The organism is Rhodospirillaceae bacterium, from assembly GCA_018662005.1.
Lineage (GTDB): Bacteria > Pseudomonadota > Alphaproteobacteria > Rhodospirillales > JABHCV01 > JACNJU01.
This window is the reverse complement of the sequence record JABJHA010000038.1, coordinates 63,005-88,274: the sequence shown is the minus strand read 5'-3', so window position 1 is coordinate 88,274 and position 25,270 is coordinate 63,005. Positions and strand designations below refer to the sequence as shown.

Below are 25,270 nucleotides of genomic sequence, written 5' to 3'. Positions count from 1 at the left end.
GCTGGCTCTACACAAAATTCTTATGGGGCGGGTTCTGACTGATATCCCACAGGAATTGATTGATGTAATGCTGGCGGCAGTTGCTTTCGCAATCATGATTGACGTCGACGGACTGGACGTGTTTTTGCACTTGCCAGTAACGCTCGCTTTCAACGATCTCTTTGAATGATTGCTCAATAACATTACCCATCAGGAATTCATCAGATCGGACATCGAACCAATGACCGCAAGGGAAGACGTTGCCGTTGCCACTAACCCCCAGAATGAACTGGGTGCCGTAACAAACATCATATTCCTTCCAGCCAGCATTGGCCAATTTGTGCCATTTGATCGAGACTGTGTAGGTTTCGGTTGAAAACGCCTCGGCCTCTTTGAAAAGGTGCTCGAAATCCATGTACCGGCCTTCAGGGGAGCCCAGTGTTTTTTCTGGCGTATCCGAACAGGCCTTGACGACAAGATAATCGGCCCCAAGTTCCCGTCCCAGTTTGGCGAGCGGCACGATTTGATCCATATTTTCGTCTGTGACCACCATTTGCATACCGATCGTGCAGTCATAGTTGCCTTCACGTTTGGCCTTTGCCAGGGCTTCGATGTTGTCGAGCACGCGTTGGTAATGGGTGACCTGATGGATTTTCTGAAATGCCTCTTCTGTTGCAGCACTGATGTTGACCCGTAACCATTTCAGGCTGCTCAAAATAATATCGAGTTGTTCGTGATCAATACGGATGCCATTGGTGGCGAGACTGATGTCGAGGTCGATCTGGCGGGCGTAATCGATAATCTCGTAAAAATCCGGATGCAGGGTGTTTTCGCCTTCGCCGATCATGGCGATGGAACGCACACCGACTTCTTTTGCATCGCGGAAGGTTCTTTTGACGGCCTCAAGCGGCATCACAAATTTACCCTTCTGGTCAGTGCCAAACCCGGAGCGTCCCTGAATAACCCCGTAACAATAGGTGCAAGCCATGTTGCAGCCTGTTGTGATCCCCATATCCAGGTGCAGCGGCGGGACCCTGTCACCTTGTTGCCACTGGGCGACCCGGTCCAGATGCCACAACAATTTATGACCGTCCATGTTGAACTTGTCTTTTACGACAGGCTTTGTTGGCTTTTTATCCATCTTGTCGCTGGCCTTTATTTAAGTTGCCCTGACGTCCAGTATATCCGAATAGCGTGCCCCGCGCGTGCGCCTGCGTGCATGGTCGAATTTGTCGGCGGCGTCGTTTGCCGGAACGATAACGTCGATCTGACAGGTTTTTTTGGCTGGCATGTTTACGGAATTTCCCTGCTGCAACTGGTCAAAATATGTTGGCAAGTCATAGCATAAATCACGGTGATGGGTTGCTGCCGGTTGCCACACTGTCATGCGGAGCCTTTGATAGTCGAACAGTTCAGCCAAAAGGTCGGGCGGTAATTCCTTGTCGTGGGCGTCAAGTAGGCACTGTGTCAGCTCACCTAATTCGTCATAAAACTGATCCGCAACCTCAAGAAACATGGCCAACAATGCCTCTTGCGGGGAAGCGTTGAAATCGCCAAGTTCCTTGACCGGCGAGTAACGGGCAACGCCATCAACAATCATTTGGCGTTGGCGGCGCAGATGTTCAACACCCCTGTGAAGAACGGGCCAGCGGACGGGTTGTTCGCGCACTGTGTCCAGAAAGAATGAAATGAATGCGGTGTGGTCAATGCCGAAGCGGGCCTTTAGCAGGTTCATTACGAAAAATGCGAGCCGGAAATTATGCAGCGCGGCGCAAAGGTAGCCGACATCATAGGCGCGCTCCCAATCCGGGCGGGGCAGGGTGCTGGTTGCAATGACAATAATCTCGTTTTCCTTAACCGAATCCGTATCGTGAATGCGCAGCGTCATCGTAACCGCGCAGGTCCGCGTTTCGATGCGATAACGGCTAAGGTATGCGGGTTCCGACATCTCGCTGTTTTCCAGAATATTACACAGGTGAATAACCCAGTGATCGTTCAGGTCGGGGGTCATCACCATTTCCAGCCCGCCCAGAAAACTCTCCAAGGTTTCTTCGGGCAGACCGACAATCAGGTCGGTATAGGTGACGATGCCTTTGGAATGAAACAGCTTGCGCATTTTATTGACGTCACCCTGCTTCATATTGCGGCGGTTGATGGCCTCCAACGTTAGTTCATGAAAGGATTGCGCGGCAAGGGTAACCCCTGCATTGACCCCGCCCGAAAGCAATCGTTCGGCGATCTCGACCACATGGTTATTGCTGTTTTTAGCCCAGTTGATCCCTAAAAACTCTGGATAGCCATAACGCTCGCATGTTCTGGCGATGTGATCTGCCAACGCCATATCCCGTTCGTAAAGAATGCCAAAGTTAGCGTCTGCCAGAAAAATATAGGGAATGGCGTTCTTGCCCACCCAGTCGATTTCATCTTTCACGCGTTGCAGGTTGAAGGTTTTGATTTTGTGAAGGTCGGCGCTTCCCCAGTCGCAAAATGTACATGAATAAGGACAGCCGCGATTGCTTTCCAGCACCACCCCGGTGACCTTGTCGCGGTGCAAGGTCATCAGCTCGTCGAAAATGCCGTCGAGAAACGGTGACGGAATAATATCGAGATCTTTGATCCATGGATTTGGCGGACTTATCAATATGCCGCCCGGTTTGCCCGGACCCGTAGTGGCAATCCCGCCAACGTCGGCAAGGTCACGCTTGTCAATGAGCGCCTCAAGAATTTCGGCGAAGGTGGCCTCGCCGTCACCACGGACCAGAACATCAATATAGGGGTTTTCGGCAAGAAAAGTTTTGATGCTTGCATCGCGTTTGGGAATGGAGGCACCACCAACGACAATCAGGCAGTCCGGGTGGCGGTTGCGGATGGCCCGCGCCAATTCCAATGACGCCTGGGTATTCCAGACATAACAGGGCAAACCGACAACGGCAGGACTTTCCAGACTGTCCGCAAGGACAGCAGCGGGCTTGCGCAGCCACCGGACCTGACAGTCAAAGGCATTTGATATTTTATCAAGGGATCGGCAATACGACGCAATGCGGCCAATTCCCAACGGTAACAGGTTCAGGTTGCTGTCGGTGCCCGGATCAATCAGGTAGACGTTTTGTCTTGATGGTTCTGTGTTCATCGTCGGATTTCAAAACCTGGCCAGTTGATGCTTATTTTTTCCCGCAACATATAACAAACAGATAATGCGCCATCGGTGAAAAACCAGTGTGAATGACCTCGTCGTTCATGGAAAACAGGAAAACATTATGAAAGTATTCGTCCATTAACGCCTTGAATTCGTCCCCGTCCTTGCAGTTTACGTGTTGCTGCTTGTTATGTTCCGACGCATAGGCCTGTGACTGCAGGGAGGGTATCCCCATTATCAGAACCCCTTCTGATTTAAGGGTCGCCAGGGTGTTTTTAAGGAAATCCCGTTCGCTTGCCGGATCGATATGTTCAAAGACATCGCAGCAATAAGCGGCGTCGAACATGGAGTCTGTGGGCACTGGTCCTTCGAGCATGTTGTGGTGGATCAGTTTAATGGGCAAATCTGGATTGATTTGCGCCTGGGCCTGTTCAATGAAAATGGGATCGAAATCGACCGCCGTCATGGCTTCCACTTCGTGGCGGACGATTTGGCTGGCGAAGGCATCGGCACAGCCGATTTCGAGGACATTCTTTTTCCCGGCCAGCATCTTGGCGACAAATTTGTAGCGGGAAAAAACAAAGGTCAGGCGTTTGGGATCATATTTCCACATCCAGCTCGTGGTGATGCCCATAGGGATGAGACCTTCTGCCTGCATCAAATCCAGAGCCTCCTGATAACCCGGTTCTCGTGTCTTTTTCATGGAGTTTTCCTAGCAGCCTGTTGGGATTGTTCAATCATCATAGCCAAAACGTTTAGCCCAGGGCAGCAAGACCGGAAGAACACCTTGCATGTGTTGCTGGTATCGTTGCCAGCGCCCGCTGGCCCTTTTGTAGATTGGCTGGGTGACCTGATGATAACTTGCCGTGCTGATGGTTCCGCGACTTTTTGCTGTTTCGGTGTAATCCCGCAAACCCTCATCCCAGTCGATGCCCAGAAAATCAAGTATCGGGTTCAGAGTTTCTTCAAATGAGTCCACAAGATTTTCATAGCGTACCGTGCAAACATCCAGTTCCAGTACATCTTGATATTGCTGCCACAAGTTCATCGTCTTGTCATACAAATGAGCCGCGTCTTCCAGCTTCAGGAAGTTGACGTTGGCATCGCTCGGCAGGAAATTCTGCATGAAGCAACTCAACACACAGTCGCAGGGGTGGCGTTGGGCGAAAATAAAACGGGCGTTCGGAAAAATCCGTTTGATATGGCCTGCAACGGTGTTGTTCCAGGGCATTCTGTCGATAACAATGTTTGCGGTCTCTGCAGGTTCCAGATGCCTGTCCAGTTCAGCAAAATAGACCTGCCGCAAGTGCATGAGACTGTTTTGGTCAAGTTCCGCCAAGCCATTTGGATTGGCTCCGGGAAGTTGCTCAAGGGCTTGTTCGACGTTTTGGATGGTCGGCATTTCCTCAACAAGGCTAATGCCTTGATGGCTGCGCAGGATGGTATCAAGCAAGGTGGTGCCGGAACGAGGAAAGCCAACAAGGAAAACCGGGTCCGGGCGGCTGTCGTTGCATTCAATTTGTGGCCAGTTTGCAATCCAGTCAGCGCTAAAACGCCCTGCCAGAACATCGATGCGGGCAAACGGCGTGGTTTTGTCGATCTGTTGTATTTGCGGGTTTTGGCTGACGATGATATTGCCTTCCATGAAGTAGCGGTAGGCGCTTTCCACATCGTCCAGCCGGTCACACAGTTCGCCCAGAAGATACGCCCGCGCCACCATGAACCCGGAATCCTCTGCCCCTGTTTGTGTTGATTCGAGGGATTCTCGTGCGGCTGCAAAATTGCCGTCCCGTTTGAGAATTTGGGCTTCCCTGAGGGTCAGGCGATAATCATTGGGGCAATATTTTCTGGCGTTTTCCAAGGCCGTGCGCAGGTCGTCGGTGCGGTTGGTTTTCTCCAAAACTTCACAAAGATTGTAGTGGGCATTCGCATAATCCGGCTTTACGGCGATAGCCTTGCCATAACTGACCGCGGCATCTTCCAGCATACCCAAATTCATTTGTGCGATGCCCAGGTTCGAGTACGCCTCTGCAAAGTCCGGCTTTAGCATGGTGGCTTTTTGGTAGCTGGTTACAGCCTCTTCAAGCCGGCCCAGGGCAAGCAGCATATTGCCCAAATCGCTGTGCGCCTCTGCAAAGTCTGGTTTGCTGGCAAGGGCTCTGTTCATGAAATCAATGGCATTTTCGACTTTGCCCACCTGATGGGACAAAATACCAAGCAAGTGCAGGGTTTCAGCATGATCGGGAACGGTTTGCAGGATATTTTGATAAAGGCTCTCTGCCTGCACAAATTGACCGGCTGCGTGATGCTGCCTGGCTGTATTTAAATCCTGTTCAGCGCTGTTCAAGAGTGTGTGCTTTCCACGATCATTTTGTTGACGAACACCTGTAGAGATATCATCTGATACTATGACCAAGGTTAATGTTCAGCAATACTGAAGCATCAATTGTGGTAGAATTTCGGAAGTAAGCAGTGGCAAATTTGACAGGATCACAGGTGTGAGTTTGACAGGCCAACGCAAAATTCTTTTGATGAATTCCCATTCCCGGGAAGGCGTTTACGTGACCCCGGCCATGGGCATTTTCAAGGTAGCGGAATTCGCCCGCAATCGGGGTATCGACTGTGACATTCTTGATTACGATATCGATGATGATAGCGAGTTTATAAAGAACGCGGAACGCGGTGAGTATGCCGTCATCGCCATGAGTGTGACCCATTATCAGATGGAAGCCGACCTGGAACGCCTGTGGATGTTCCGAAAATGCGCCGAAAAATCGGGATACCCTGTGATTATTGCGGGCGGCGGTCAGGAAGCCGCGATGAACTACGAACAGTGGCTGGATGCGGCGCTGAACGTTGTCTTTTTGGGCTTCGCCGAAGTGACCTTTTATGAATTTTGCCGCCGGGTTCTGGACGTGGATCAGGAGCCAGTTAACCTATCTGCCATTGCCGAGGGGCTAAAAGGGATCACTTACCGGGATCAGGATGGAGAACTGGTTTTCCATTATGCGGAGACCATGGATCACGATAAATTCCGCGAGATGTTCTATGACAACGTCCTTGAAATGGACGTTCCGTACCAGAAATACTGGGATTATCTACGGCAGTCCTTCAAGGGCAGGGACGTTGGCGGGGCCGGGTTTATTTTTGAACATGTGCGTCTTTACGGCACCAGCCATTGCCCACGGCGTTGCGGATTTTGCAGCAGTCAGACATTCCTGCCATTTTCACAGGAAGCGATCCCGAAAATATCGATGCTGGATGCGGATCAGCTTGTTCATCTTTGCGTCCACCATTATCAAAAATACGGCGCCAAACTGGTCATCTTCAGTGATGATGATTTCCTTGTTGGGCCCGGTGTTGGCGCCAGGCGCGCCCTGTCCTTCTGTAAGGGGATTATCGCCGCTAAAAATTCAGGCGACTTGCCGCCAGATTTTCATTTCCATTTTCAGGCCCGTATCGCCGACGTGCTCACCCGTCATCAGATCAATATGGAATTGCTGCAAGCCCTGGCCGATGCCGGATGCATGGGATGCAGTCTTGGTGTTGAGACATTTTCGGAAAAATTAATCAAGTCGCCATCCATCAACAAGATCGGGGTTACCGTCACCGATTGCCGTGATGTTCTTGATGCGATGCTCGGTATAGGCCTGGTGCCGCAGATCAACATTATTCTGGGGCCGCCCGAATCGACCGTCGAGGACTTGATCGATACCATCAAGGTGGTTGCCGAATTTATTGAAAAAGGCGCTGACATCGCTTTGGTGACGCGGGTCGAGGTTTATCCCGGATCACCGCTGTCCATGAACAAAAAATACCCCTACCACAGTCGCAGCTGGACCAACCCCTTTAGCGGGCAATCAATTGATATTGCTGATTATTTTAAATCCTGGGATCAGGATATCGAACGTATCTGCACAAACTTCAATAAAGCCCGTGACGCCGAACTTGATCTCATCAAAAAACGTTTTGGCTGGGAAAATCAGATTATTCACAAGCGGATTGTCGCCTTTGGCAGCATCATTGCCATTCTTAAAATGCTTGATCGCCCTGATCTGGTCCGTGATATCTCTGGCGTCATGGAGCGGACAATTCTGCAAAGCGGCGGCAAGGCGGCGCAGTAGGGTTTAGTCAGGAACCGTCAATTTCCATTTGTCATTACCGGGATGATAGCCATCAGGCCGGACGCAATCGAAGGTCAGGTCGACGCGTTTGATATATCGGCAACGGCTGCATTCAAGACAGGGGATGATCTTGCTTTCCTGTCCATAAAAAGTTTTTTTAATGATATCCGGGTCGGCAAGCAGAGCTTGCGCCATACCGATCAGGTCACCTTGCCCGGTGTTGACGATGTCCAGTGCCTGCCGCAGGTCACGGATGCCGCCCTGGGCGACCACCGGGGCGTTGGCGAATGCCTTCAACTCAGCTGCCCAGCGATAATATCCGCCACTTTTCATTTCTTCGTATTTTTGCGGTGCCGTCTCGTAAATGCCGCCGGAAACAACCCAGTAGGCCGCGCCCAAGTTTTCCATCATTTCTACGAAGGCCCGATTTCGTTCAATCGTCATCCCGTCATCGGTGAAATCGCCGCCGGAAATACGAAACCCGACCCGTTTGAAGGCGTCACCCTGTTTGGCCGTAACTTTGTCAGCAATCTGACGGATAATGCGCAGGCGGTTTTCGTCGCTTCCACCGTAGGCGTCGTTGCGATGGTTGAAAAATGGTGACAGGAATTGATGCAGAAGATAGCCGTGGGCTACGTGGACCTCGACAAAATCAAATCCCGAAGCCAATCCACTCAGGATAGCGGCGGCGAAATCATCCTCAATGCGTTCAATTTCCGGAATTTCCAGAGGCCGCGCTTTGATCCCGATATCGGGACAGGTGTAGGCAGAAGGCCCAAGTACCGGCTGACCGGTATAATGAGTATTTCCCTGCGCCCCAACATGAAAGATTTGTGCAGAACTGAGCGCCCCATTCTGGCGTATCGTATCGGCCAATCTTTTCAGTCCGTCTTCATATCTGGCAGGGCCTATATGCATACCGTTTGCCGTCGAGCCACCTTCGACAGAGACTGCCGATGCACCAATGGTTACCAGCCCAACGCCGGTTTCCGCCATGGTCCCGTAAAAGCGGATGATGTCATCACTGACCCGACCATCTGTTTCAGCCAGATTGATCGATATAGGGGAGCAGACAAGCCGATTGGCGCTAGTCTGCTCTCCAATACTGACTGCTTCAAACAACACATTGAACGATTGATCTTGTGGTCCATCTTGCTGTCCATGGGACCGGGTTGCTGAAAGCGCCATGGTGATTAATCCCCAACGCCGAAACGGTTGACCGAAGACAACCAGGTATGAAGAAACAGCGTTTCGGGTTTCTCCTCAAGGTCATCAGCGAATTTAAGCAAAGACGCCATATCCTGGCGTTGAGACTCTGCTTCCTTTGCAATGTCGCATCCTTCCAGGAAGGCACCGTCAGGGTCACCTGCCAGTTTTTGAAAGCCGTCACGGTAGAGATCGTTAAGCAGGGATTTGCGTTTGTTCAGGCGGTCACGAAACACATCAAAACGTTCCGCCGCCATATCCAGATAGTGCGCATTTGCCGGATTGAGAAGCCGCGATTCAAGGTTCATTGAATCATAGATAAGATTGTTAAGGTCGAGAAATTCAGGATGTTGCCTTTTCATCTCGTTCACCCGCTTGTCGATTTGCCCGACAATTAAATCCTTAAAACGGTAATCGACCCAGCCGGGATTCACGCATTGACGTTCGGCCAACCCGTCTTCAGTGATTTGCTGGTGAATACGGGTGCCCCAAAAAACCAGTAAACGGTTGGTCATATTCAGGAAATCCCAACACCGGTTGATGGAATGCAGGAAGGCAATTTTTTCGCGGTAAATATCAACTGTCGTCATCGGCGCAAACATCATGTGGCCGAAGATATTGCAAAAAAAGTTTTGCTCTTCCAACTGGATACAGGCTTGCCTGTTTGTCTCGGTTGAGGCGATTTTTCGGTAGTAATCAAGTTCCGTTTGTTCACCGGATTCAAGCCCTGAAACGATAACGTCGACACCCGCCTTTTTCATTAATGTCAGATCATCGGGGCAGAGTTTGACGATATTTTCGGCCCGCAAATGCAGTTTGAAGGAGAATTTCAGTTTACGTTCAATCAACAGGCCACAAAATCGTCTTAAGTCGTCGAGCCCCCTTTTGCCCGGATCCTCGAAACTGGAATCAATGACATTGATGAAGAAAAAACCTTTCTCACCCAACCGCTCAAGCCGGTCTATGAAATTTTCAATCGGCACCCCGTCCCACGAGCGTTCGCTTTCGATGCTCTTGTTTGCCTGTCCTTCAATGCAATAGGTGCAGCCGGACAGGCAGCCGCGTGATCGTTGCACACGAATTGAGCGGCCTTTGCTGGTTTGCCCGCCTGCTTCAAAATCCTGTGGCAGGGAGTCCAGCGTGAAGAATGCTGAAAGGTTCTTGCCTTGGCCATTCTGGCCCATGGCGGCTTGTGTCGGAAGACCAAGCAGCAGGGAAATCAGGGCGTGTTCGGAAAAGCCCCGCAACACCCAGTCGACTTGCGGCAGCCGGTTCAACAGCTCATGGGAGATTTCATCGCTTTGCGGACCGCCAATCAGTTTTTCGTGCTGATGCTGGTCGGAATTCTGCAAGACGATCAGGGCGTCTGGATAGCGCTGACGATAGGCTGCAACAAGATCAGGCAGATCGTCGATGCTGCTGATCATGGGGTGAATGATCACGTGCGTGACGCCCTGTTTAGCCTGTTCGGGCAATGAAACCCCGGTGCTGGCGATCAGGGCCATCTCCCCATCAACCTGGCAGCCGACTTGTCCGCAGGCCGCCATTAGCAACCCCTGTGAAACCGGATAATCGGCCATTTCAAATTCGTTTTCCGAACGCACCGGATAGGAAAACAACAGATGCCGCTTTTCCAGCAACGCCCTGTCCGCAGGCTTGAGGGATCGCTCGAAGGTGACAAAATCCAGGTAGACGGCTGTTTCGGTGCTCATGCCTTCTATCTTGGGGGCTTCTTAACGCTTGTCAACATGGCCATGATGTTGGCGGCGATGGCGCCCGGATCGAAAGCACCCATACAACCACAATTGTCAACGCCGGTTGGCTGGTGGCAGGGGCGGAATTCACATGGGTTTAGCGGATACAAGACCCGGCCCTTCTTATAATCCCCCGCCTCGCTGAAATCTGTTGGACCGGACAGTATCAGCAGCGGTTTGCCAAGGGTCATGGCGAGATGGCAGCCAAGCCCGACAACCGATACCAGTACCCGGCAGTTGTTAATCCATGAAATATAGGATTCCAGATCACCATCAGGCGGCTGTCTGGAAATGGAAACCGAAGGCCCAAGGGCCGCTTCCACGGCGTTCCAGTGATTTTCCGGCAATTCCTTAATGCGCCAGGTTTGCGGAACACGCATGTTAAAGCCGACATCGTGGGTCGGTTTTTCCTGTTTTGTCCCAGCAAGCGGCCATGAAACTGTGGCGTCAATACCGATGGTGGCCGCGACGAGGCCGGGTAAATCGAATGTCCGGGATTTCAACGTTCCGGTACCGCTTGTCAAATCAGCCAGAATGACTTCATCAAGGCCCCGTGCAATCGGCGCGTCACCAAGATTAAGGACAACATCGAATTTTGACAGTCTGCGTGAAAGGTCTTCTTCGCCAAACATATCGTCAATTTGATCGCTGAGCCGGGCCAGCGCGAACAGGCTGGGATGGGAACACCAGCCGATGGTGGCGGCCTTAAAATTCGCGCTCAGCGCCAGCAAGCGAATGATGTCACCAAGACCAAACCCGTCCTCAGCCGAGGCGAAGTGGGAAGACACATAAATTAGCACATTCTTTTTTGAAAACCGGCTCATGAGTGATCGGCCTTATACCACTGGGCAATACGGGGGAGAAATTTTGCATAGTCCGAAAAGGCGAAGTTGAAATCCTGGGCCAGCGCCGAACAATCAAAGGCGACATTCATGGGGTAGGGAACACCCACAGGAAGGGCGGCCCCGTCACTTTTGTTGATCCATTCGAGCTCAACATTCAAGGCAAGGGCGTCTGCCAGAATGGCTACATAATCACTGACAGCTATCGGTGCAGCGCCAATTGTGTATCGGCGGGCTGTCTTTTCCGCAGGCAGGTCGACAGCAAGGTTATAGATCGTCTCCAGATCACCCGCATAGATTTGTTGGTAAAGGTCGTCTTTGTCGCCGACCAGACGCAGGTTGCCGCCTGATCCAAGCAGGTGATGGGTTAGCAAGCCGGATTTTCCAGAAAAATCATCTTCTCCGACAACATTTTGCAGCCTGAAAACAATGGACTTGAAGCCCGTGGCATTCAAGAAAATTTCCTCACACGCCTGCTTGTTTCGTGCGTAGTCAAGTTCGCCCGGTTGATATTGGGATAGGCGCTCATCGTGGCCATCAATGTTCAGTTCGCACATCACCGAACTGGTGAAAATATAGCGCTGACAACGACCCGAAAGGACTTTTACAGCCTGTTCGGCATCTGCCGGTTGGTAACAGACATTGTCGATAACAGCGTCAAAATCGCGCCCGTCCAGGGCATTTTCAAACGCGGAAGAGTCCTTACGGTCACACAAAATATGATCAAGGTGGCCAAATTCGTCAGGGGCTGGCTGCTCCCCGCGAGTCAGCATGGTGACGTCATGGCCGTGAGCTATCAGGTTGGCGAGGATGCGCTTGCCGAAAAAACGTGTGCCACCGATGAAAAGAATTCTACTGGCCACCTCTCAACCCCCTAATAAACAGAGATCGGCACGTAGATGAAACGCGGGGAAAAATCGCGCAGCCTGTTTGAAATGGCGCGCACCCCGTCAAGGGATGTAATGACGACGCCTCGATCATCGAGAGATAAATCTTTCGCCGGAAGCGTGATTTGTGGGCTGATAAAAGGATAATACAAGCCGTTGCGGTTCATATCATCGTCGTAAATGCAGTCGAGAAAATCCAGATTACTGTCCAGATGATAAGCGACCACCGGCAACATCTGTCCGGCGCCATAGCCGACCATAGGATGGTCACTGCGGCTGACCTGATCCATGAATCGCGCCATCTGTTCTTTAAAACCAAGGTAATCGGCGCTCACTTCAAAGGTGGTTAGGCTTGCGATGTCCAGTTGTTCGTCACTTCCGGTGTCGCGGGTGAAGGCAACGCTGAGCGAGCCGCCCCAGTTGGCGTAGTTGTATGAATGGTCGACGTATTTTCCCCCTGCCGCTTTGATCAACTTCAAGAACGTGGCCAGAGTCAGATAGTGGATATGCTGGTGGGAAACCTGATCAAAACGGCGGTTTTTGACCAGACTTTCTGAATCCGGCACTTCCATGACGAGAAGGCCGTCGTCAGCAACAAGATCAAGTAATTTTCTGAGCATGGCCACCGGATCGACAATATGTTCCAGATTGTGGGTCGAAACGATCAGGTCCGGCTTGCAGCCCAGACTGGCCCCGATATCAATATCCTCGACAAAGCCGCCAATAACGGTGGCATTTTCGGGGGTTTGGGGCGTTTCATCAATCCAGATCGGGTCAATGCCGAAAACCTGTTTCCCCATCTTTGAGAGTTTTTCCAACAAGACAAAATCGTTGCAGCCGATCTCCAGGATACAATCAAAAACCCGGCTTGGCGCCAGTTTGCCGATGTAGTCGATGAAAAAGTCGCTGGCAGCGGCTGACAGATGCGATACGGACGAGCGATGGGCGTAACCTTCACCATAAAGGGCTGGTGGGGAGAGAACATTGGCCAACTGCATGTGGCCGCAGTCACGGCACATGTTGAAGACCTGATCGAAACCCTTAACCACATCCGGCTTTCGGTGTTCCATAAAAATGCCGGCAAGCGGTAATGTCGGCAAATCGGCGATAACGTCCAGATCAGCTGAGTCGCAGAGGCTACATTTTTCAAGCACGAGGGTTTGCAACGCCGTATTCTCCACCTATAGATAAATTATCACATGACAAATTTAGCTGTGATAGAGAAAAAATATCACGTTTTCACAGGCTTGGGCCATAGTCCGGATTGTCTGTAGGAAGCCAGGTTCAGGCTGCTCCTGTCATGGGGTCCCGTCGGCTGGGTTTCTCCATCGCCGCGTAACGTGGCCGGAAAGGTGCTTTGGCAGGAACTGTGGAGCCATCCAGATTGACGGGCGGTTCGGATATTTTCAAATTGCCGATGTCACGATGCGGACGCCCCGGAGCATGGACCAGTTGCAGGTTCATTTCCTCACCCCCCAGCGCCTCAAGCGCCATGGCTTCGTTGTGCACGGCCTCATCAATGGTCTCTTCAAGCAATTGGGCATGGCGAAACACCAGCAACGCCAGTTCGATTTCACCGATTCCGAACAAGCAGATGCCGTAGTTGTTGTATATGTGTCCCTGATCCGATTTTTGTTGAATAGCCTCGCTGATAAACCGTGCCGCCGGATTTAGGAAACCGGCTTTCAGGGCTATTGTACCTGCAATGAAATTAGCGTCCTTGTTGCAAGGATGATCAAAAAGGGCAGAGCGCGCTTCTATATAGGCTTTTCCGAAGTTTCCATCGAAATACGCCCTGGTTGCCCTGGAGGTAAGGCGGCGAGATTCAACAGAATAATTACTCCATCCCAAATGCCTGTGGATTGGAACATCGAACAGACCACCGCAAGTGCGGCACATTAATCGGTTCCAGGCTGCATGATCACGGAAAGTGTGGTCATGACCGCAATGCGGGCACCGTATGGTAATGTGGTAACCCTGTTGGCCCTCATGCGTTGCACCCTTCTCCAATTCCCTCAGTGTTCCCGGAAAACGGTTCAGGTGATTTTGAATTTCTGCCAGCGTGCTCTTCATCTGATTGAAAGTGCTATCGTCAAGTGAACTGACATTGAATGCCGGGTTGGGCAGATTAAGGTATTCTTCGGTCGATGCGATGTGCCCGTCGGCAAGCGCCTGATGGAATAAAGGCGTTCCAGGGAATACCCAAATTGGATCGGTCTGAATGGCGGCTTCCTTGTGTTGAACCCACCAGTTCAGGGTGTCGTTTGCCGTGTCTGTTGTTTCCACTGTATCGCCAAAAATGAAATTTCCCTGCATGGTCAAATCTGCTTCGGCAATCATCCGAACGGCAGTCTCGACCTGCCTTTTTGTCGTCTTCTTGACCATGCTTTCGAGAATTTTTTCATTGACGCTCTCAAGCCCAAGATTGATGGAGACACATCCGGCTTCTTTCATGCGCCTGAGCAGCCTGGTATCAATCTTGCCGTCATCAATGCTTTGAACCCGCATGGAAACCTGCCATTTGAGGTCATACTTTTCGATATGTTCGCAAAATTCCACCAGTCGCGATGCCTTGACAGCGAACAGGTCATCATAGATCAGCAGGGAATTGACGTTGTATTTTTTGACCATCATCTCAACTTCAGCAAAGAAGTTTTCCATGGAGCGCTTTCGGTAAGTGCCTATGGAATGGTAGCAGAAGGTGCATTTGAAAGGGCATGAGCGGGATGCCAATATGGGGGATGGACGCGGATTATCCATATAGGAATAACCGTAATAGGTGACCACGTTCTGGCTATCCAGATAACGCTCAATATCAAAGCCTTCGTAATCGGGGATGGGAATGGAATCGATGTCCATAATCGCCTTGCGGGCTTGTGTTAATGTGACCTCGTTTTTGGATTCATCAAAGATCGCAAGGCCGTCGATATTTTCAAGGGGTGTTGCCTTTTCCAGCGCTTGCGCCAATTCAACCACAGTCTCCTCGCCTTCGCCGATAACGCCGATTTGGGCACCGAGCGCAGGCAGCATTAACTTTGGATCGCTGCTGACCACACCATTGCCAACAACCACTGTAATGTCAGGGCGAACCCGGCGAATTTGTTCAATGATGCTGCGGATTCGGTCAAATTCAAAATACAGGCCACCCAAACCGACGACTTTCAGGGTCTTGTCGGCCAGGGTTTTATCAATGGTGTCGAAGACTTGATCCTCAGGGATGAATTCCAGATTCAGGGTCTGGACCGCAACGCCGTTCGCCTTAAGGGAAGCCGATACATAGGCGATACCGGTGGGAAACATTTTGAGAAAATGATTGGTCGGATTTATTAAAAGCCAGGTCATAATTTGCCTCAGTCAGTCAGGACGCTCCGGTACTGGTTGATCTGCCAATAAATTGTTGAATATTTGTCCGATGATATCGAGCACCTGTTCATCTGCTCCGGCATGGTTCAAATATTGTTCCAGTGCATTGTAGGCGGCTTCAGGCATGTTGGCGGAACCGGCCATTTCAGCCAAATTGATATGGGCTTCCTTGTCGCCTGGATTGTCGTTAGCGATTTTGGTCAGTGCATCAATCGCACCGCCTTTATCACCCGTCATGAAGCGAACAACGCTCAGGGTGTTTGCGAATTCACTATTTTTGTCATCGAGCTGGACCGCCTTGTTGGCCAGGGCCAGGGCTCTTTCAAGATCATCGGAATTTGTCGCAATGATGGTGAGCCCATGTATAATCTCCGGGTTGTCCGGGTGCGCACCCAGCAGTCGTTGAAATCGCTCTGAGGCTTGTTGGTATTTAGCCTCCTGGATTTCAACTTTTCCCAGGGTTATTTCTTGCTCAATGCTATCCATGGTTTCCGCAGCCTTTATACCACATTCCATTGGTTCTCGAGCCAGTCAATAAGCTGTGCTGACTTTAATGTGCAGCAAGTTAATAATCCCTTTCCTTAATAATGCGTTGTCATTGGAAACTATCGCTGCAGCCATATGGACGATATCATCCACGGGCAGTATAAATTCAAATATAAAGGTAGTTTTTCTGTTGGATAAGATGAAACCGGATCTGGATAAATTATACGCGACCAATTCAATTTACCGCTCATTGGTAGAATGCAATCTGGTGTCGCCCGACTGTATCGAGGTTATTCACCATCGTACCCGGGACATGGAAATTCCGGTTCTGGTCGATCGTCAAACGCGGGTTATCTTTCTGGGTGAAATTCCCGATCAGCGGTTCTATACGGAATCCGGCGATGGTGGCGATCTGGATGGTGATGAACATCTTTCTCATACCCTTGACAGTGGTGTCATCCGGTCGAAGAAGCTGGAAGATGAAGAACGCCGTCTTGATCAATTTCGATCACTTCTTGAAAACAGATCCATCTGCGATTTCGGCACCGGTCACGGGTTGTTTCTGGATCAATGCGTTGGTGTTGCCTCAAAGGTGAGCGGCGTTGAATTGCGGCGCGAGTGCATAAACGACATTGAAAAGCGTCTTGGTGAGGCGGTGAAGGTCAAACCATCTCTTTCTGATTTTGCAGAATCCTTTGACGTCGTCACCATATTTCATGTTCTTGAACATCTGGAAGACCAGCTTACCCATTTAAAGGACGCCTGGGATCGGCTGAAGAGCGGTGGCGTTATTATTGTTGAGATTCCCCATGCAAGGGATTTTCTGATTGAGCAAATGGAACTGGAAGCGTTTTACGATTTCGGCTTCTGGAGCGAACACCTGATCCTTCATACCCGTGAAACGATTGATCATTACCTGCAGGAAGCGGGCTTCACTGATATTGACATCACCCCATTCCAGCGTTTTGGTTATGCCAACCATTTACACTGGTTGCGTCACGGCAAACCCGGCGGTCACGAGATTTTCAATGATATCCCGACAGAAGACTTCGACGCCGCTTACAAAGACTTTCTGTGCCAGAAAAACTGGTCGGATACTCTCATCGCCATCGCAAGGAAACCATGACTTAAAGCTGGCGGAACCCCCGGAAGCCAACCTGACGATCCTTGTAAAGATTGGTAACCTGATCCAGCGCCTGCTTTTTAGCCATGTCGTGATAATTGTTCAGTAACGTGGTGTTGGCCTCGGTCAGGCATTCATACACCTCATCATCACTCATCTCGGTAAAGTTGGCCGCCAGCAGGTCTGAATTGACGTGCTTGTTCTCGTAGAAATCCTCGATGTCCTTGATCAGGCCCTTGTCGATGGCGTCAAAATACAAGGGCGAACCGGGATAGGGGGTGACCGGCCGGATGGTGCGCATCTGCGCGAAGTCATCATACTTAACCAGGAAGTCGACGGCCTTTTTCAGGGTTTCACGGGTGTCGCCGATATTACCGAACATCATGTTCAGGCCGGGGCTGATACCGGCCTCAAGGGTCATCTCGATGCCCTTAACGATCATGTCGGTGCGTAAGCCCTTTTTCATGTTCTTCAGGACCTGATCGTCCATTGATTCGATACCGTAGTTGATGAAGACACAACCAGAGTCCTTCATCATCTTGACCAGTTCGACGGAGCAATAGTTCAGGCGCCCGTTGCAGTTCCATTTTACCGGCAAGTTGCGTTTCTTGAACTCCCGGCAAACATTTTCCGTATGAGAAACCGACGACATCAACAGGTCGTCCTGAAAGGACACATAGGTAATGCCGTATTCCTTATGCAGGAATTCAACTTCATCCAAAAGATTGATCGGGTCGCGGGCCCGATACCCCGTATCCATGCGGTAACAGAAGGTGCATTTGAACGTACAACCCCTGGCCGACATCATCGGCATACCAAAGTCCGTCGCTTGGGAACGCGGTTCTTTTTCGAGCCGGTAATATTCGATGGGAAATTTGTGATAGGCGGGCCAGGGAATGCTGTCCAGGTCCTCGATTAAGGGACGGCGTTGGTTCTCAGTTACCTTTGAGCCATCCTTGAAGGCGATGCCGGTGACATCGGCAAGCGGTGTTTTGTTTTCAAGCGCTTTCATCAGGGCGACAGCGGTGTTTTCCCCTTCGCCCATGACAACGATATCGGCCCCGGTTTTATTAATAAAAAACTCCGGGGCAGGGGTCGGGCCATATCCGCCGAGCATATAAACTGGGCGCTGTTTCGATGCGTTGATCGCAGCGGATATGGAGAGCAGCTTCCTGTACTGATAATACCCTGCGATAACGCTGACGGCGACGACGTCAAAGCTATGTTCGTCAAGATACCGGGTCAGATGGGGATCCGGATAGTGATGGTAGTCCTGGCTGTAAACCTCAACATCGTGGCCATCTTTCTCAAGAACGGCGGCAATATATCCAAGTCCCATGGGAAACAGGTGGGTGTATGAATCATTATCGTAAACGACGAGTAGAACGCGCATGGCTATAGTCTCCGTGTCAGCTTAGCCCCGCAGTCTTGGCGAAGCTTATAAAGCGGCAGCGTCAAACGGAAATTTTTGCCAACGCCCAACGCCGGAACAGCGTTCCGGATACAAGAGTGAGCGTTGATTTTCAATGTCTTGACGTTCATCATTCTGATGTTGTCCGCTGGTTCAATTCTAGAAAGCGAAGGTTAATATAGCATAACTTTAAAAAAATCACAGCACAATGCTTTTTAGAATGAATTTAAATTAGCCCGGAAGTGCTCTAAACCCTTCTGCGTGTCGGGTTGTTCAGGTATTAGAGTTTACCCAACGGTAATGATTTTTTGACATGATCGACCCAAATTGAGTTTCTGTATTATTTATTCCCTGAAACCGTTTGCATAGTGGGCTGAATATTTTCATGAGTCGCAAATCAAAACGTCACCTCAACAAACCGAAAAAAAATAGAAAGCAGGCTAAAAAGGGCGTGCCAGCTGACATCGTGCCGTTGTTGCAGCAGGCGGTTCAGTTTCAAAAATCCGGCCAGATAAGCCAGGCCGAAGATGCTTATCATCAGGTTTTGAGAATTGATCCCGCGAACAGGTTCGCCAATCAACTGCTCGGTGGGATCGCCATGCAACAGGGTGATTTCGGGCGCGCTGTTGATCTTATCGGCAAGGCCTTGGCGGTCGATCCTGACAACGCCGAACTGCATAACAATCTGGGCAACAGTCTGGCCGAAACGGGCCGTCATCAGGAAGCCGTTACCCATTATAACCGGGCTTTGACTCTGCAACCCGGTTACCCGCAGGCCCATAACAACCTGGGGGCTGCGTTGCGCGCCCTTGGGAAACCTGACGATGCGGTGGCGCATCACCTCAAAGTGTTGGAAATTCAGCCCGATAACGCCCTGGCTCACAATAATTACGCCAATACCTTAAAAGATCTTGAGCGCATGGACGAGGCCGTCAAACACTATAATCTGGCGGTGCAATTCAATCCGGGATATGCGGAAGCCTATTACAATCTCGGCGTTCTTAAGGAAAACCGGAAGCAATTGGAAGAGGCCAGCACCCACTATAAAAAGGCCCTGGACATCAATCCGGATTATACCGGGGCCAATTATAATTTAGGCAATACCTTGCGGGTCATGGGCAAACCTGAAGAGGCCATTGTTTATTATCGCAAAGCGCTGGATGCCGATCCGGAATTTGCCGAAGCCCATTTCAATCTTGGAATTGCGACGGAAGGCACCGGCAAGGTCGATGAAGCAGCGGAACAATACGCAAAGGCCCTTGAAATAAACCCGGATCTTGCCGAGGCCAGTTATTATCTTGGCAATGCCCTGGGCACCAAGGGGCCGTCAGAAAAAGCGGTTACGCATCTACAACATGCCATCGACTCCCAGCCCGAACATGCCGAAGCCCATAATAACCTGGGCCATGTGTTGCGCCAGATGGACAAACGCCAAGAAGCCGAAGCGCATTGGCGGCGCGCCGTGGAGTTAAAACCCGATTTTGCCGATGCTCAGCTCAATTTGGGGCTGGTTCATTTTGAACAAGGAGATTTAACGCAAGGGTGGCAGCGCTACGAATGGCGGGATAAGGCCAGCAGTTATCTTTCCACACACCGTCACTTCAAGCATCCCCTGTGGGATGGCACACCCTTGAATGACAAGGAAATCATTCTGTGGGGCGAGCAGGGTATTGGCGATGAAATCCTGTACGCCAGCATGATTCCCGATGTTTTGAAACAAGGGGGCAAGGTGACCATCGAATGTACGGAACGTCTGGTCGATTTATTCAGCCGCTCTTTTGAAGGTGCGGAGGTGCGTACCTTCCCGTATGCGTCAGCTGAGCACGGCAAGCGTCATTACGATTTTCACTGCTCATTGCCCAGTCTGGGGCGCTATATCCGCCCAACCCTTGAATCCTTTCCGACCATTGATGATGATTATGTCTATCTGAAAGCAGACCCTGAAAAGCAGGCGTTGTGGCAAGCCAGATTGGCCGCATTGAGTTCGAGGCCGAAAATCGGCCTCAACTGGAACAGTTCCGTCGTTAAAGACGACTCCCGCCACTTCTACGCCTCAATCAAGGAAATGGAACCCCTGTTGAAAACGCCGGGCGTCGATTTTATCAGTCTGGTGTACGCCGATGCCGAGGCTGACATCGCCCAGGCATTACAGGACTACGGGGTCACCATTCATACCTGGGAAGATCTCGACCTGAAGGACGATATCGACGGTGTCGCAGCCTTGATGTCCAGCCTTGATCTGGTTGTTTCTTGCCTGTCGACCGTGTCGGAATTATCAGGGGCGCTAGGTGTGCGGACATTGGGCTTTATTGGCGAAACATCCCACACCATTATGTTGGGCACGGATGATGTCATGTGGTTCCCCAACACCCATTATCACAGCAAGGAAATGAACGATCCGTGGGAACCCGTGTTTACAGAAATCAGTGCCAGCCTTCGTGAAACCTTCAACTTGCAAGAATAAACGAACAGTTTGATGAACAGAAAAGAACGCCGCCTACAGGCAAAAGCCGCCAAGAAGTCAGGTAAAAAGACCAATCACCATGGCATTCTGGGTGAACAGCTGGCCCATCAGGGACGGGTAGAGGAAGCCATTGAAGCCTTCCAGAAGGCCCTGCAGCTGGACCCGAAATATGCCGATGGACATTTTAACCTGGGGGTCCTGTTTCGCGGTCAGGGAAAACTGGATGATGCTATTCAGTCCTACCAGCGGGCCATTGCCATCAAACCCGGGCATTTCGATGCCTGCTACAATTTGGGTAACGCACTTAAAGAAAAAGGAATGTCCAGCGAAGCCATAACGGCTTTTCAGAAGGCCGTGTCGATCAAACCGAATTTTGCCGAAGCCCATAATAACCTTGGCAATGCGCTGCGAGAGCTTAAACGGCTGGAGGAAGCCGCCGTTAGTTACCAAAATGCTCTCGCCGTCAAACCCGATTACGTTGATGCGCAAAACAACCTTGGCATTACCTGTTGTGAAATGGGGAAAATTGATGAGGCCGTGGCGATTTATCAGGATATTCTGGCCAGCAATCCAGGTTCTGCGGAGGTCCATAATAACCTTGGCAATGCACTGCGGGACCAGCGGCAACTGGATGAAGCGGTCGCCTGCTTTAACAGGGCTCTCCATATCAGTCCCGGCTACGTTGACGCCCTCAACAATCTTGGCAATGCGTTAAGAGATCTGGGGCAGCTGGATCAGGCGCTGGCGAGTTATAAAAAATCTATCGCCATTAATCCGGACCTGGCAGAGGCACATAATAATCTTGGCAATGTGCAGCAGGATTTGGGCAACCTGGACGACACACTGGCCAGTTACAGGAAGGCCCTCGAACTGAGCCCATCATCCGCCGATACCCATTCAAATTTACTGCTGGCTGAACAATACCGGCTGGGTCATAACGCCGAAACTCTTTACCAACTGCACAGCCGGTGGGACGAACAACATGGCAAGACGTTGCGCGCACAGTGGCCGGAACATCAAAACACCACTGACCCTGACCGACGCTTGCGCATCGGTTTTGTGTCACCGGATTTGGGGCGCCACCCGGTTGGTTACTTCGCCGTTCGCCTGTTAGAAAATTTGCCGAAGGAGGAAATTAAAACCATCGTTTATTCGGATTGTATCGCCGATGACTTGTCTGAACGCAACAGGGCTGCGGTCGGCAGCTGGCGTGATATCAGGTGGGAATCCGATGAGAATCTGACAACAACCATCCTCAACGATGAGATCGATATCCTTATTGACCTGACTGGGCATTCGGCCAACAACCGGCTTCTTGTTTTTGCCCGCAAGCCTGCTCCTTTGCAGGTTTCCTGGGCGGGATATGTGGGAACAACGGGCCTGTCGGCAATCGATTATTATCTGTCTGATCAATATTCTACGCTCGCCGATGAAGAACAGTATTACAGTGAATCCATCCTTAGAATGCCCGATGGTTGGTTGTGTTACGACCCGCCCGACTATGCGCCAAAGGTCGGAACTTCGCCGTTCAGGAAAAATGATGGTGTGACTTTCGGCTCTTTCAGTAATCCGGCCAAAATCAATCAGCAAGTCGTCTCCGTCTGGTCAAGAATTCTTGACGGGGCGGCGCATTCACATCTGCTGATCAAGTACAAAGGTATTGATTCAAGCGCAAACATCGAACGCCTGACCGCGATGTTTATGGCAGAGGGGATTGATAGCTCAAGATTGACGCTGGAAGGTCCTTCACCGCACGAGGCGCTCTTTGCCCGTTATAATGACGTGGACATAGCGCTTGATCCTTTTCCCTATTCGGGTGGCCTGACGACTTACGAAGCCTTGTGGATGGGGGTGCCCGTTATCACCGTTCCAGGGCAGACCTTCGCAAGCCGTCATTCGCTCAGCCATTTGTCGACAATTGGTCTGCCTGAGCTGATCGCCCGTGATCATGATGATTACGTCAGGCTGGCGGTTGGGCTTGCCAATGACGGGGACAGGCTTGAAGGATTGCGCGCCGGGCTCAGGGAAAAAATGGACGCCTCACACCTTTGTAACGGTGAGAAATTTGCCCAGGCCTTTGCCACACAAATGCGGGATATTTGGCGCTTGTGGTGTGCGTCCCGCTAGAGCCGGTCACACTTTAATAAATCGATCAGTTTTTCACGTTTCGTTTGAACATAACGTGCTCAAACGAAACGTGAACTGATCTAGAACCACTTTTCCAGTCTGCTCAAGGCAAGCCAGAATCCGCTACCCATATCTTTGTGACCCTGCCAGATTTCCGGAATGAAGCTGGAATTCGGCGACAAGGTTTCCAGTAGTTCGGCCAGTTCAGGAAATTCAATATCCCCTTCACCGATTTGCAAACCTTCATCATCGACGCCCGCCGCGTCGGCCAAATGCAAATGGGCGGCAAAAGGCGAGACCTTTTTAATAAAGCTGGAGAACGAGGTTTTAAAATGGGTGCAGGCGAGTTTTGAATGAGATACATCGAGGCAAATACGAAAGCCCTCAGCATTGCAAAATTCCACAATCTCATCGGCATCGACGAACAGATTGTGATGGCGCTGTCCACCAAACAGCCACGGGAAGGGGGGCATGGTCTGGGGGATGATTTCGACGCCGTCGGTGTTAACCTTGGACAGATTTTCAGCCAGCCGGGCGTACATGTCATGGCGTTCGGATGCATCAATAAATCCGGCTTCGGTAAAGCCGCCGACATTGGCGATAATCAACGGGCAATCCGAATTGGGGAAAAACGGCTTCATGCTTCGGGTGACGTCAACGACCCGCTGCATTTCGCTAACCCCCCGGGCTGCTTCTTCCGGATTGTCGACGGCCAGATTGAGCAGGTAGCTGCCGGAAAAAATTTCCGGTGCGTGGACGATTAGCTGATGATCGAAAGGTTCCTTAAAATGATCTTCGGGTTTTTCTTCCAAATCGCGGAAACTGAAATGGAATTCCAGTAAATCCGCCGGAATCAAGGATGCCATTGAGACAAAGTCATGATAGCGGACGGGTACGCCCCAAGGCCGCTTGAATGAAAAGGCCCGTGGTTCCTCGCGCTTGTTCTGAAGATCGCTGCTAAAGAAGAAATCGCCCTTTTGCATATCGTGCTGGCTAACCCGACCCAGCAAGTCGTTCAGCCTGTCCGGCTGCAGGCCTTGTCCGGGGCTTTTGATCTCAACCATTTCTGCCGTTAGCCGGGTGCCCGATGGAATATCGCGGGCCGCTGTCAGGCTCTTGGCGAGATTTTCCCTGTTAATCATCTCCCCTTGGGTTAACTGGCGTTCCATTGCGCTGCCCAGAGAGGCTTCGACATCGCGAATGGCAAGGACCATTTCCTTGAATTCACCGGGCAACAGACTGACTTTGTGATCGTTGCCTTCCATGGAGCGATCGAGGGTGAAATGCTTTTCAATGATCCGCGCACCACGGGCGATGGCGGCCAGGACAACACCGTAACCGCGTTCGTGACCTGAATAACCGATCTCGCATTTGCCGATGTTTTTCAGGCGGTCCATGTAGAGCAGGTTAATGCTCGAAAAGGGGGCGGGGTATGTGGAATTGCATTGCAGCATGGCGAACAGTCCACCGGCTTCGCGCAACACGTCGGTGGCGGCGATGATTTCGGATTCCCTGGACATGCCGGTCGATACGATGACCGGTTTTGATGTCGCCGCGGCGGCTCTCAGCAATTGATGATTTGTCAAATCCGCCGAGGCGATCTTGTACGCTTCAACACCGTAGTCTTCCAGTCGTTGCAGGCTGGCCAGATCCCACGGCGTGCACAGGGGCATGATGCCTTGTTCTTTTGCGTAGTCGAACACTTCAAACATTTCATCATTGTCCAACTGAAAACGGGCCAGCGTATCAAGAACGTATTGCGAGCCCAGATCTTCGCGGATGTCGTCGGACTGGCCGGTGTTTCTATACAGCGAGGCCATGTCCCGCATTTGGAACTTCACGCAATCAGCACCGCTTTGCCTGGCTTCATCGACCAGGCGTTTGGCGACGTCGATTTCGCCATTATGATTGTTGCCGATTTCGGCAATCACGAAGGCAGGGAATCCTTCACCAATTTCAAAGTCGCCGATGCTCAGGCGCCCCCGTTCGGCAAAGGCGATGGCGGTGATATGATTGTTATGATCAACGATTGGAAGCCAGCGGATTTCCTCGCTGAACATGGCGGCGATGGTTGCCGGGTCATTTTTCAGTGAGGTGACGAAGGGCTGCTTTTTTGAAATGGTGTGAACAGGGATGTTCAGGTCTAGATCCTCGACAGAGGCAATCCAGCGGCGGAAATCACCATCAGTCAGGACCCCCTCGACGGCGCCTTCTTCTGTAACGGTGACGACGAAGCCGCTTTGGTTCTTGCTGATCTTGCCAAGCGCCGCATGAATGGATTCATCGGCCAGAATCAAATAGTCACGAATGTTGCGTTGAATAATCATCGCTAACCTTTAACAGCATGACAACCGTCTGTACAAGGTTG

At 51.1% G+C, this 25,270-nt stretch carries 17 protein-coding genes; 4 read left to right on the top strand and 13 right to left on the bottom strand.

What is annotated here, in order from left to right; translation table 11 throughout:
* Nucleotides 1-7: 7 nt before the first annotated feature.
* From HOL66_15045 to HOL66_15030, 4 genes are read right to left on the bottom strand one after another with little or no spacing between them, the layout of a single operon-like run.
* Complete coding sequence (locus HOL66_15045; protein ID MBT5245553.1) at nucleotides 8-1,120, bottom strand: radical SAM protein; 1,113 nt, start codon at nucleotides 1,118-1,120, stop codon at nucleotides 8-10.
* A gap of 18 nt (nucleotides 1,121-1,138) precedes the next feature.
* Complete coding sequence (locus HOL66_15040; GenBank protein MBT5245552.1) at nucleotides 1,139-3,109, bottom strand: B12-binding domain-containing radical SAM protein; 1,971 nt, start codon at nucleotides 3,107-3,109, stop codon at nucleotides 1,139-1,141.
* Nucleotides 3,110-3,140: 31 nt separating this feature from the next.
* Nucleotides 3,141-3,818, bottom strand: a complete 678-nt coding sequence (locus HOL66_15035) for a class I SAM-dependent methyltransferase (GenBank protein ID MBT5245551.1) — start codon at nucleotides 3,816-3,818, stop codon at nucleotides 3,141-3,143.
* Between the two features lie 30 nt (nucleotides 3,819-3,848).
* On the bottom strand, nucleotides 3,849-5,462 hold the full coding sequence (locus HOL66_15030) for a tetratricopeptide repeat protein (protein ID MBT5245550.1): 1,614 nt from the start codon (nucleotides 5,460-5,462) through the stop codon (nucleotides 3,849-3,851).
* Nucleotides 5,463-5,613: 151 nt separating this feature from the next.
* Here HOL66_15030 and HOL66_15025 point away from each other — a divergent pair, with 151 nt between their 5' ends.
* Nucleotides 5,614-7,239, top strand: coding sequence for a radical SAM protein (locus HOL66_15025; GenBank protein MBT5245549.1), 1,626 nt, complete (start codon nucleotides 5,614-5,616; stop codon nucleotides 7,237-7,239).
* 3 nt (nucleotides 7,240-7,242) lie between these two features.
* On the opposite strand, the gene HOL66_15020 is transcribed toward HOL66_15025, so the two are convergent.
* The 7 genes from HOL66_15020 to HOL66_14990 all read right to left on the bottom strand — a co-directional run bounded on the left by HOL66_15020 (nucleotide 7,243) and on the right by HOL66_14990 (nucleotide 15,807).
* A complete protein-coding gene (locus HOL66_15020) occupies nucleotides 7,243-8,427 on the bottom strand; it encodes an NADH:flavin oxidoreductase (protein ID MBT5245548.1) in 1,185 nt (394 codons plus the stop codon).
* A gap of 5 nt (nucleotides 8,428-8,432) precedes the next feature.
* The gene (locus tag HOL66_15015; GenBank protein MBT5245547.1) at nucleotides 8,433-10,157 is read right to left on the bottom strand and encodes a hypothetical protein; all 1,725 of its coding nucleotides are present in this window, start codon (nucleotides 10,155-10,157) and stop codon (nucleotides 8,433-8,435) included.
* 5 nt (nucleotides 10,158-10,162) lie between these two features.
* Entirely contained in the window at nucleotides 10,163-11,023 is an 861-nt protein-coding gene (locus HOL66_15010; protein MBT5245546.1) for a hypothetical protein, read from the bottom strand.
* A complete protein-coding gene (locus HOL66_15005) occupies nucleotides 11,020-11,904 on the bottom strand; it encodes an NAD-dependent epimerase/dehydratase family protein (GenBank protein MBT5245545.1) in 885 nt (294 codons plus the stop codon). The genes HOL66_15010 and HOL66_15005 overlap by 4 nt, the downstream gene beginning before the upstream one ends.
* A gap of 11 nt (nucleotides 11,905-11,915) precedes the next feature.
* Nucleotides 11,916-13,094 (bottom strand): methyltransferase domain-containing protein, encoded by a 1,179-nt coding sequence (locus HOL66_15000; GenBank protein MBT5245544.1) that lies wholly within the window; start codon nucleotides 13,092-13,094, stop codon nucleotides 11,916-11,918.
* A 118-nt stretch (nucleotides 13,095-13,212) separates the two neighbouring features.
* Entirely contained in the window at nucleotides 13,213-15,270 is a 2,058-nt protein-coding gene (locus HOL66_14995; GenBank protein MBT5245543.1) for a radical SAM protein, read from the bottom strand.
* Between the two features lie 12 nt (nucleotides 15,271-15,282).
* Complete coding sequence (locus HOL66_14990; GenBank protein MBT5245542.1) at nucleotides 15,283-15,807, bottom strand: hypothetical protein; 525 nt, start codon at nucleotides 15,805-15,807, stop codon at nucleotides 15,283-15,285.
* Nucleotides 15,808-15,976: 169 nt separating this feature from the next.
* Here HOL66_14990 and HOL66_14985 point away from each other — a divergent pair, with 169 nt between their 5' ends.
* Entirely contained in the window at nucleotides 15,977-16,903 is a 927-nt protein-coding gene (locus tag HOL66_14985; protein ID MBT5245541.1) for a class I SAM-dependent methyltransferase, read from the top strand.
* 1 nt (nucleotide 16,904) lies between these two features.
* On the opposite strand, the gene HOL66_14980 is transcribed toward HOL66_14985, so the two are convergent.
* Nucleotides 16,905-18,293, bottom strand: a complete 1,389-nt coding sequence (locus tag HOL66_14980) for a B12-binding domain-containing radical SAM protein (GenBank protein MBT5245540.1) — start codon at nucleotides 18,291-18,293, stop codon at nucleotides 16,905-16,907.
* Nucleotides 18,294-18,696: 403 nt separating this feature from the next.
* Between HOL66_14980 and HOL66_14975 the strand changes: the two genes are divergently transcribed.
* On the top strand, nucleotides 18,697-20,775 hold the full coding sequence (locus tag HOL66_14975; protein ID MBT5245539.1) for a tetratricopeptide repeat protein: 2,079 nt from the start codon (nucleotides 18,697-18,699) through the stop codon (nucleotides 20,773-20,775).
* Nucleotides 20,776-20,787: 12 nt separating this feature from the next.
* Complete coding sequence (locus HOL66_14970) at nucleotides 20,788-22,902, top strand: tetratricopeptide repeat protein (protein MBT5245538.1); 2,115 nt, start codon at nucleotides 20,788-20,790, stop codon at nucleotides 22,900-22,902.
* Between the two features lie 80 nt (nucleotides 22,903-22,982).
* Here HOL66_14970 and HOL66_14965 read toward each other — a convergent pair whose 3' ends face one another.
* Nucleotides 22,983-25,229, bottom strand: coding sequence for a TIM barrel protein (locus HOL66_14965; GenBank protein ID MBT5245537.1), 2,247 nt, complete (start codon nucleotides 25,227-25,229; stop codon nucleotides 22,983-22,985).
* Nucleotides 25,230-25,270 lie beyond the last annotated feature (41 nt).

Coding starts and splice junctions, on each gene's coding strand:
- HOL66_15020 (MBT5245548.1), bottom strand. CDS start 8,427: ATGGCGCTTTCAGCAACCCGGTCCCATGGACAGCAAGATGGACCACAA.
- HOL66_15015 (MBT5245547.1), bottom strand. CDS start 10,157: ATGAGCACCGAAACAGCCGTCTACCTGGATTTTGTCACCTTCGAGCGA.
- HOL66_14965 (MBT5245537.1), bottom strand. CDS start 25,229: ATGATTATTCAACGCAACATTCGTGACTATTTGATTCTGGCCGATGAA.
- HOL66_15045 (MBT5245553.1), bottom strand. CDS start 1,120: ATGGATAAAAAGCCAACAAAGCCTGTCGTAAAAGACAAGTTCAACATG.
- HOL66_14995 (MBT5245543.1), bottom strand. CDS start 15,270: ATGACCTGGCTTTTAATAAATCCGACCAATCATTTTCTCAAAATGTTT.
- HOL66_15035 (MBT5245551.1), bottom strand. CDS start 3,818: ATGAAAAAGACACGAGAACCGGGTTATCAGGAGGCTCTGGATTTGATG.
- HOL66_14990 (MBT5245542.1), bottom strand. CDS start 15,807: ATGGAATGTGGTATAAAGGCTGCGGAAACCATGGATAGCATTGAGCAA.
- HOL66_15010 (MBT5245546.1), bottom strand. CDS start 11,023: ATGAGCCGGTTTTCAAAAAAGAATGTGCTAATTTATGTGTCTTCCCAC.
- HOL66_14980 (MBT5245540.1), bottom strand. CDS start 18,293: ATGCGCGTTCTACTCGTCGTTTACGATAATGATTCATACACCCACCTG.
- HOL66_15040 (MBT5245552.1), bottom strand. CDS start 3,109: ATGAACACAGAACCATCAAGACAAAACGTCTACCTGATTGATCCGGGC.
- HOL66_14975 (MBT5245539.1), top strand. CDS start 18,697: ATGAGTCGCAAATCAAAACGTCACCTCAACAAACCGAAAAAAAATAGA.
- HOL66_14970 (MBT5245538.1), top strand. CDS start 20,788: ATGAACAGAAAAGAACGCCGCCTACAGGCAAAAGCCGCCAAGAAGTCA.
- HOL66_14985 (MBT5245541.1), top strand. CDS start 15,977: ATGAAACCGGATCTGGATAAATTATACGCGACCAATTCAATTTACCGC.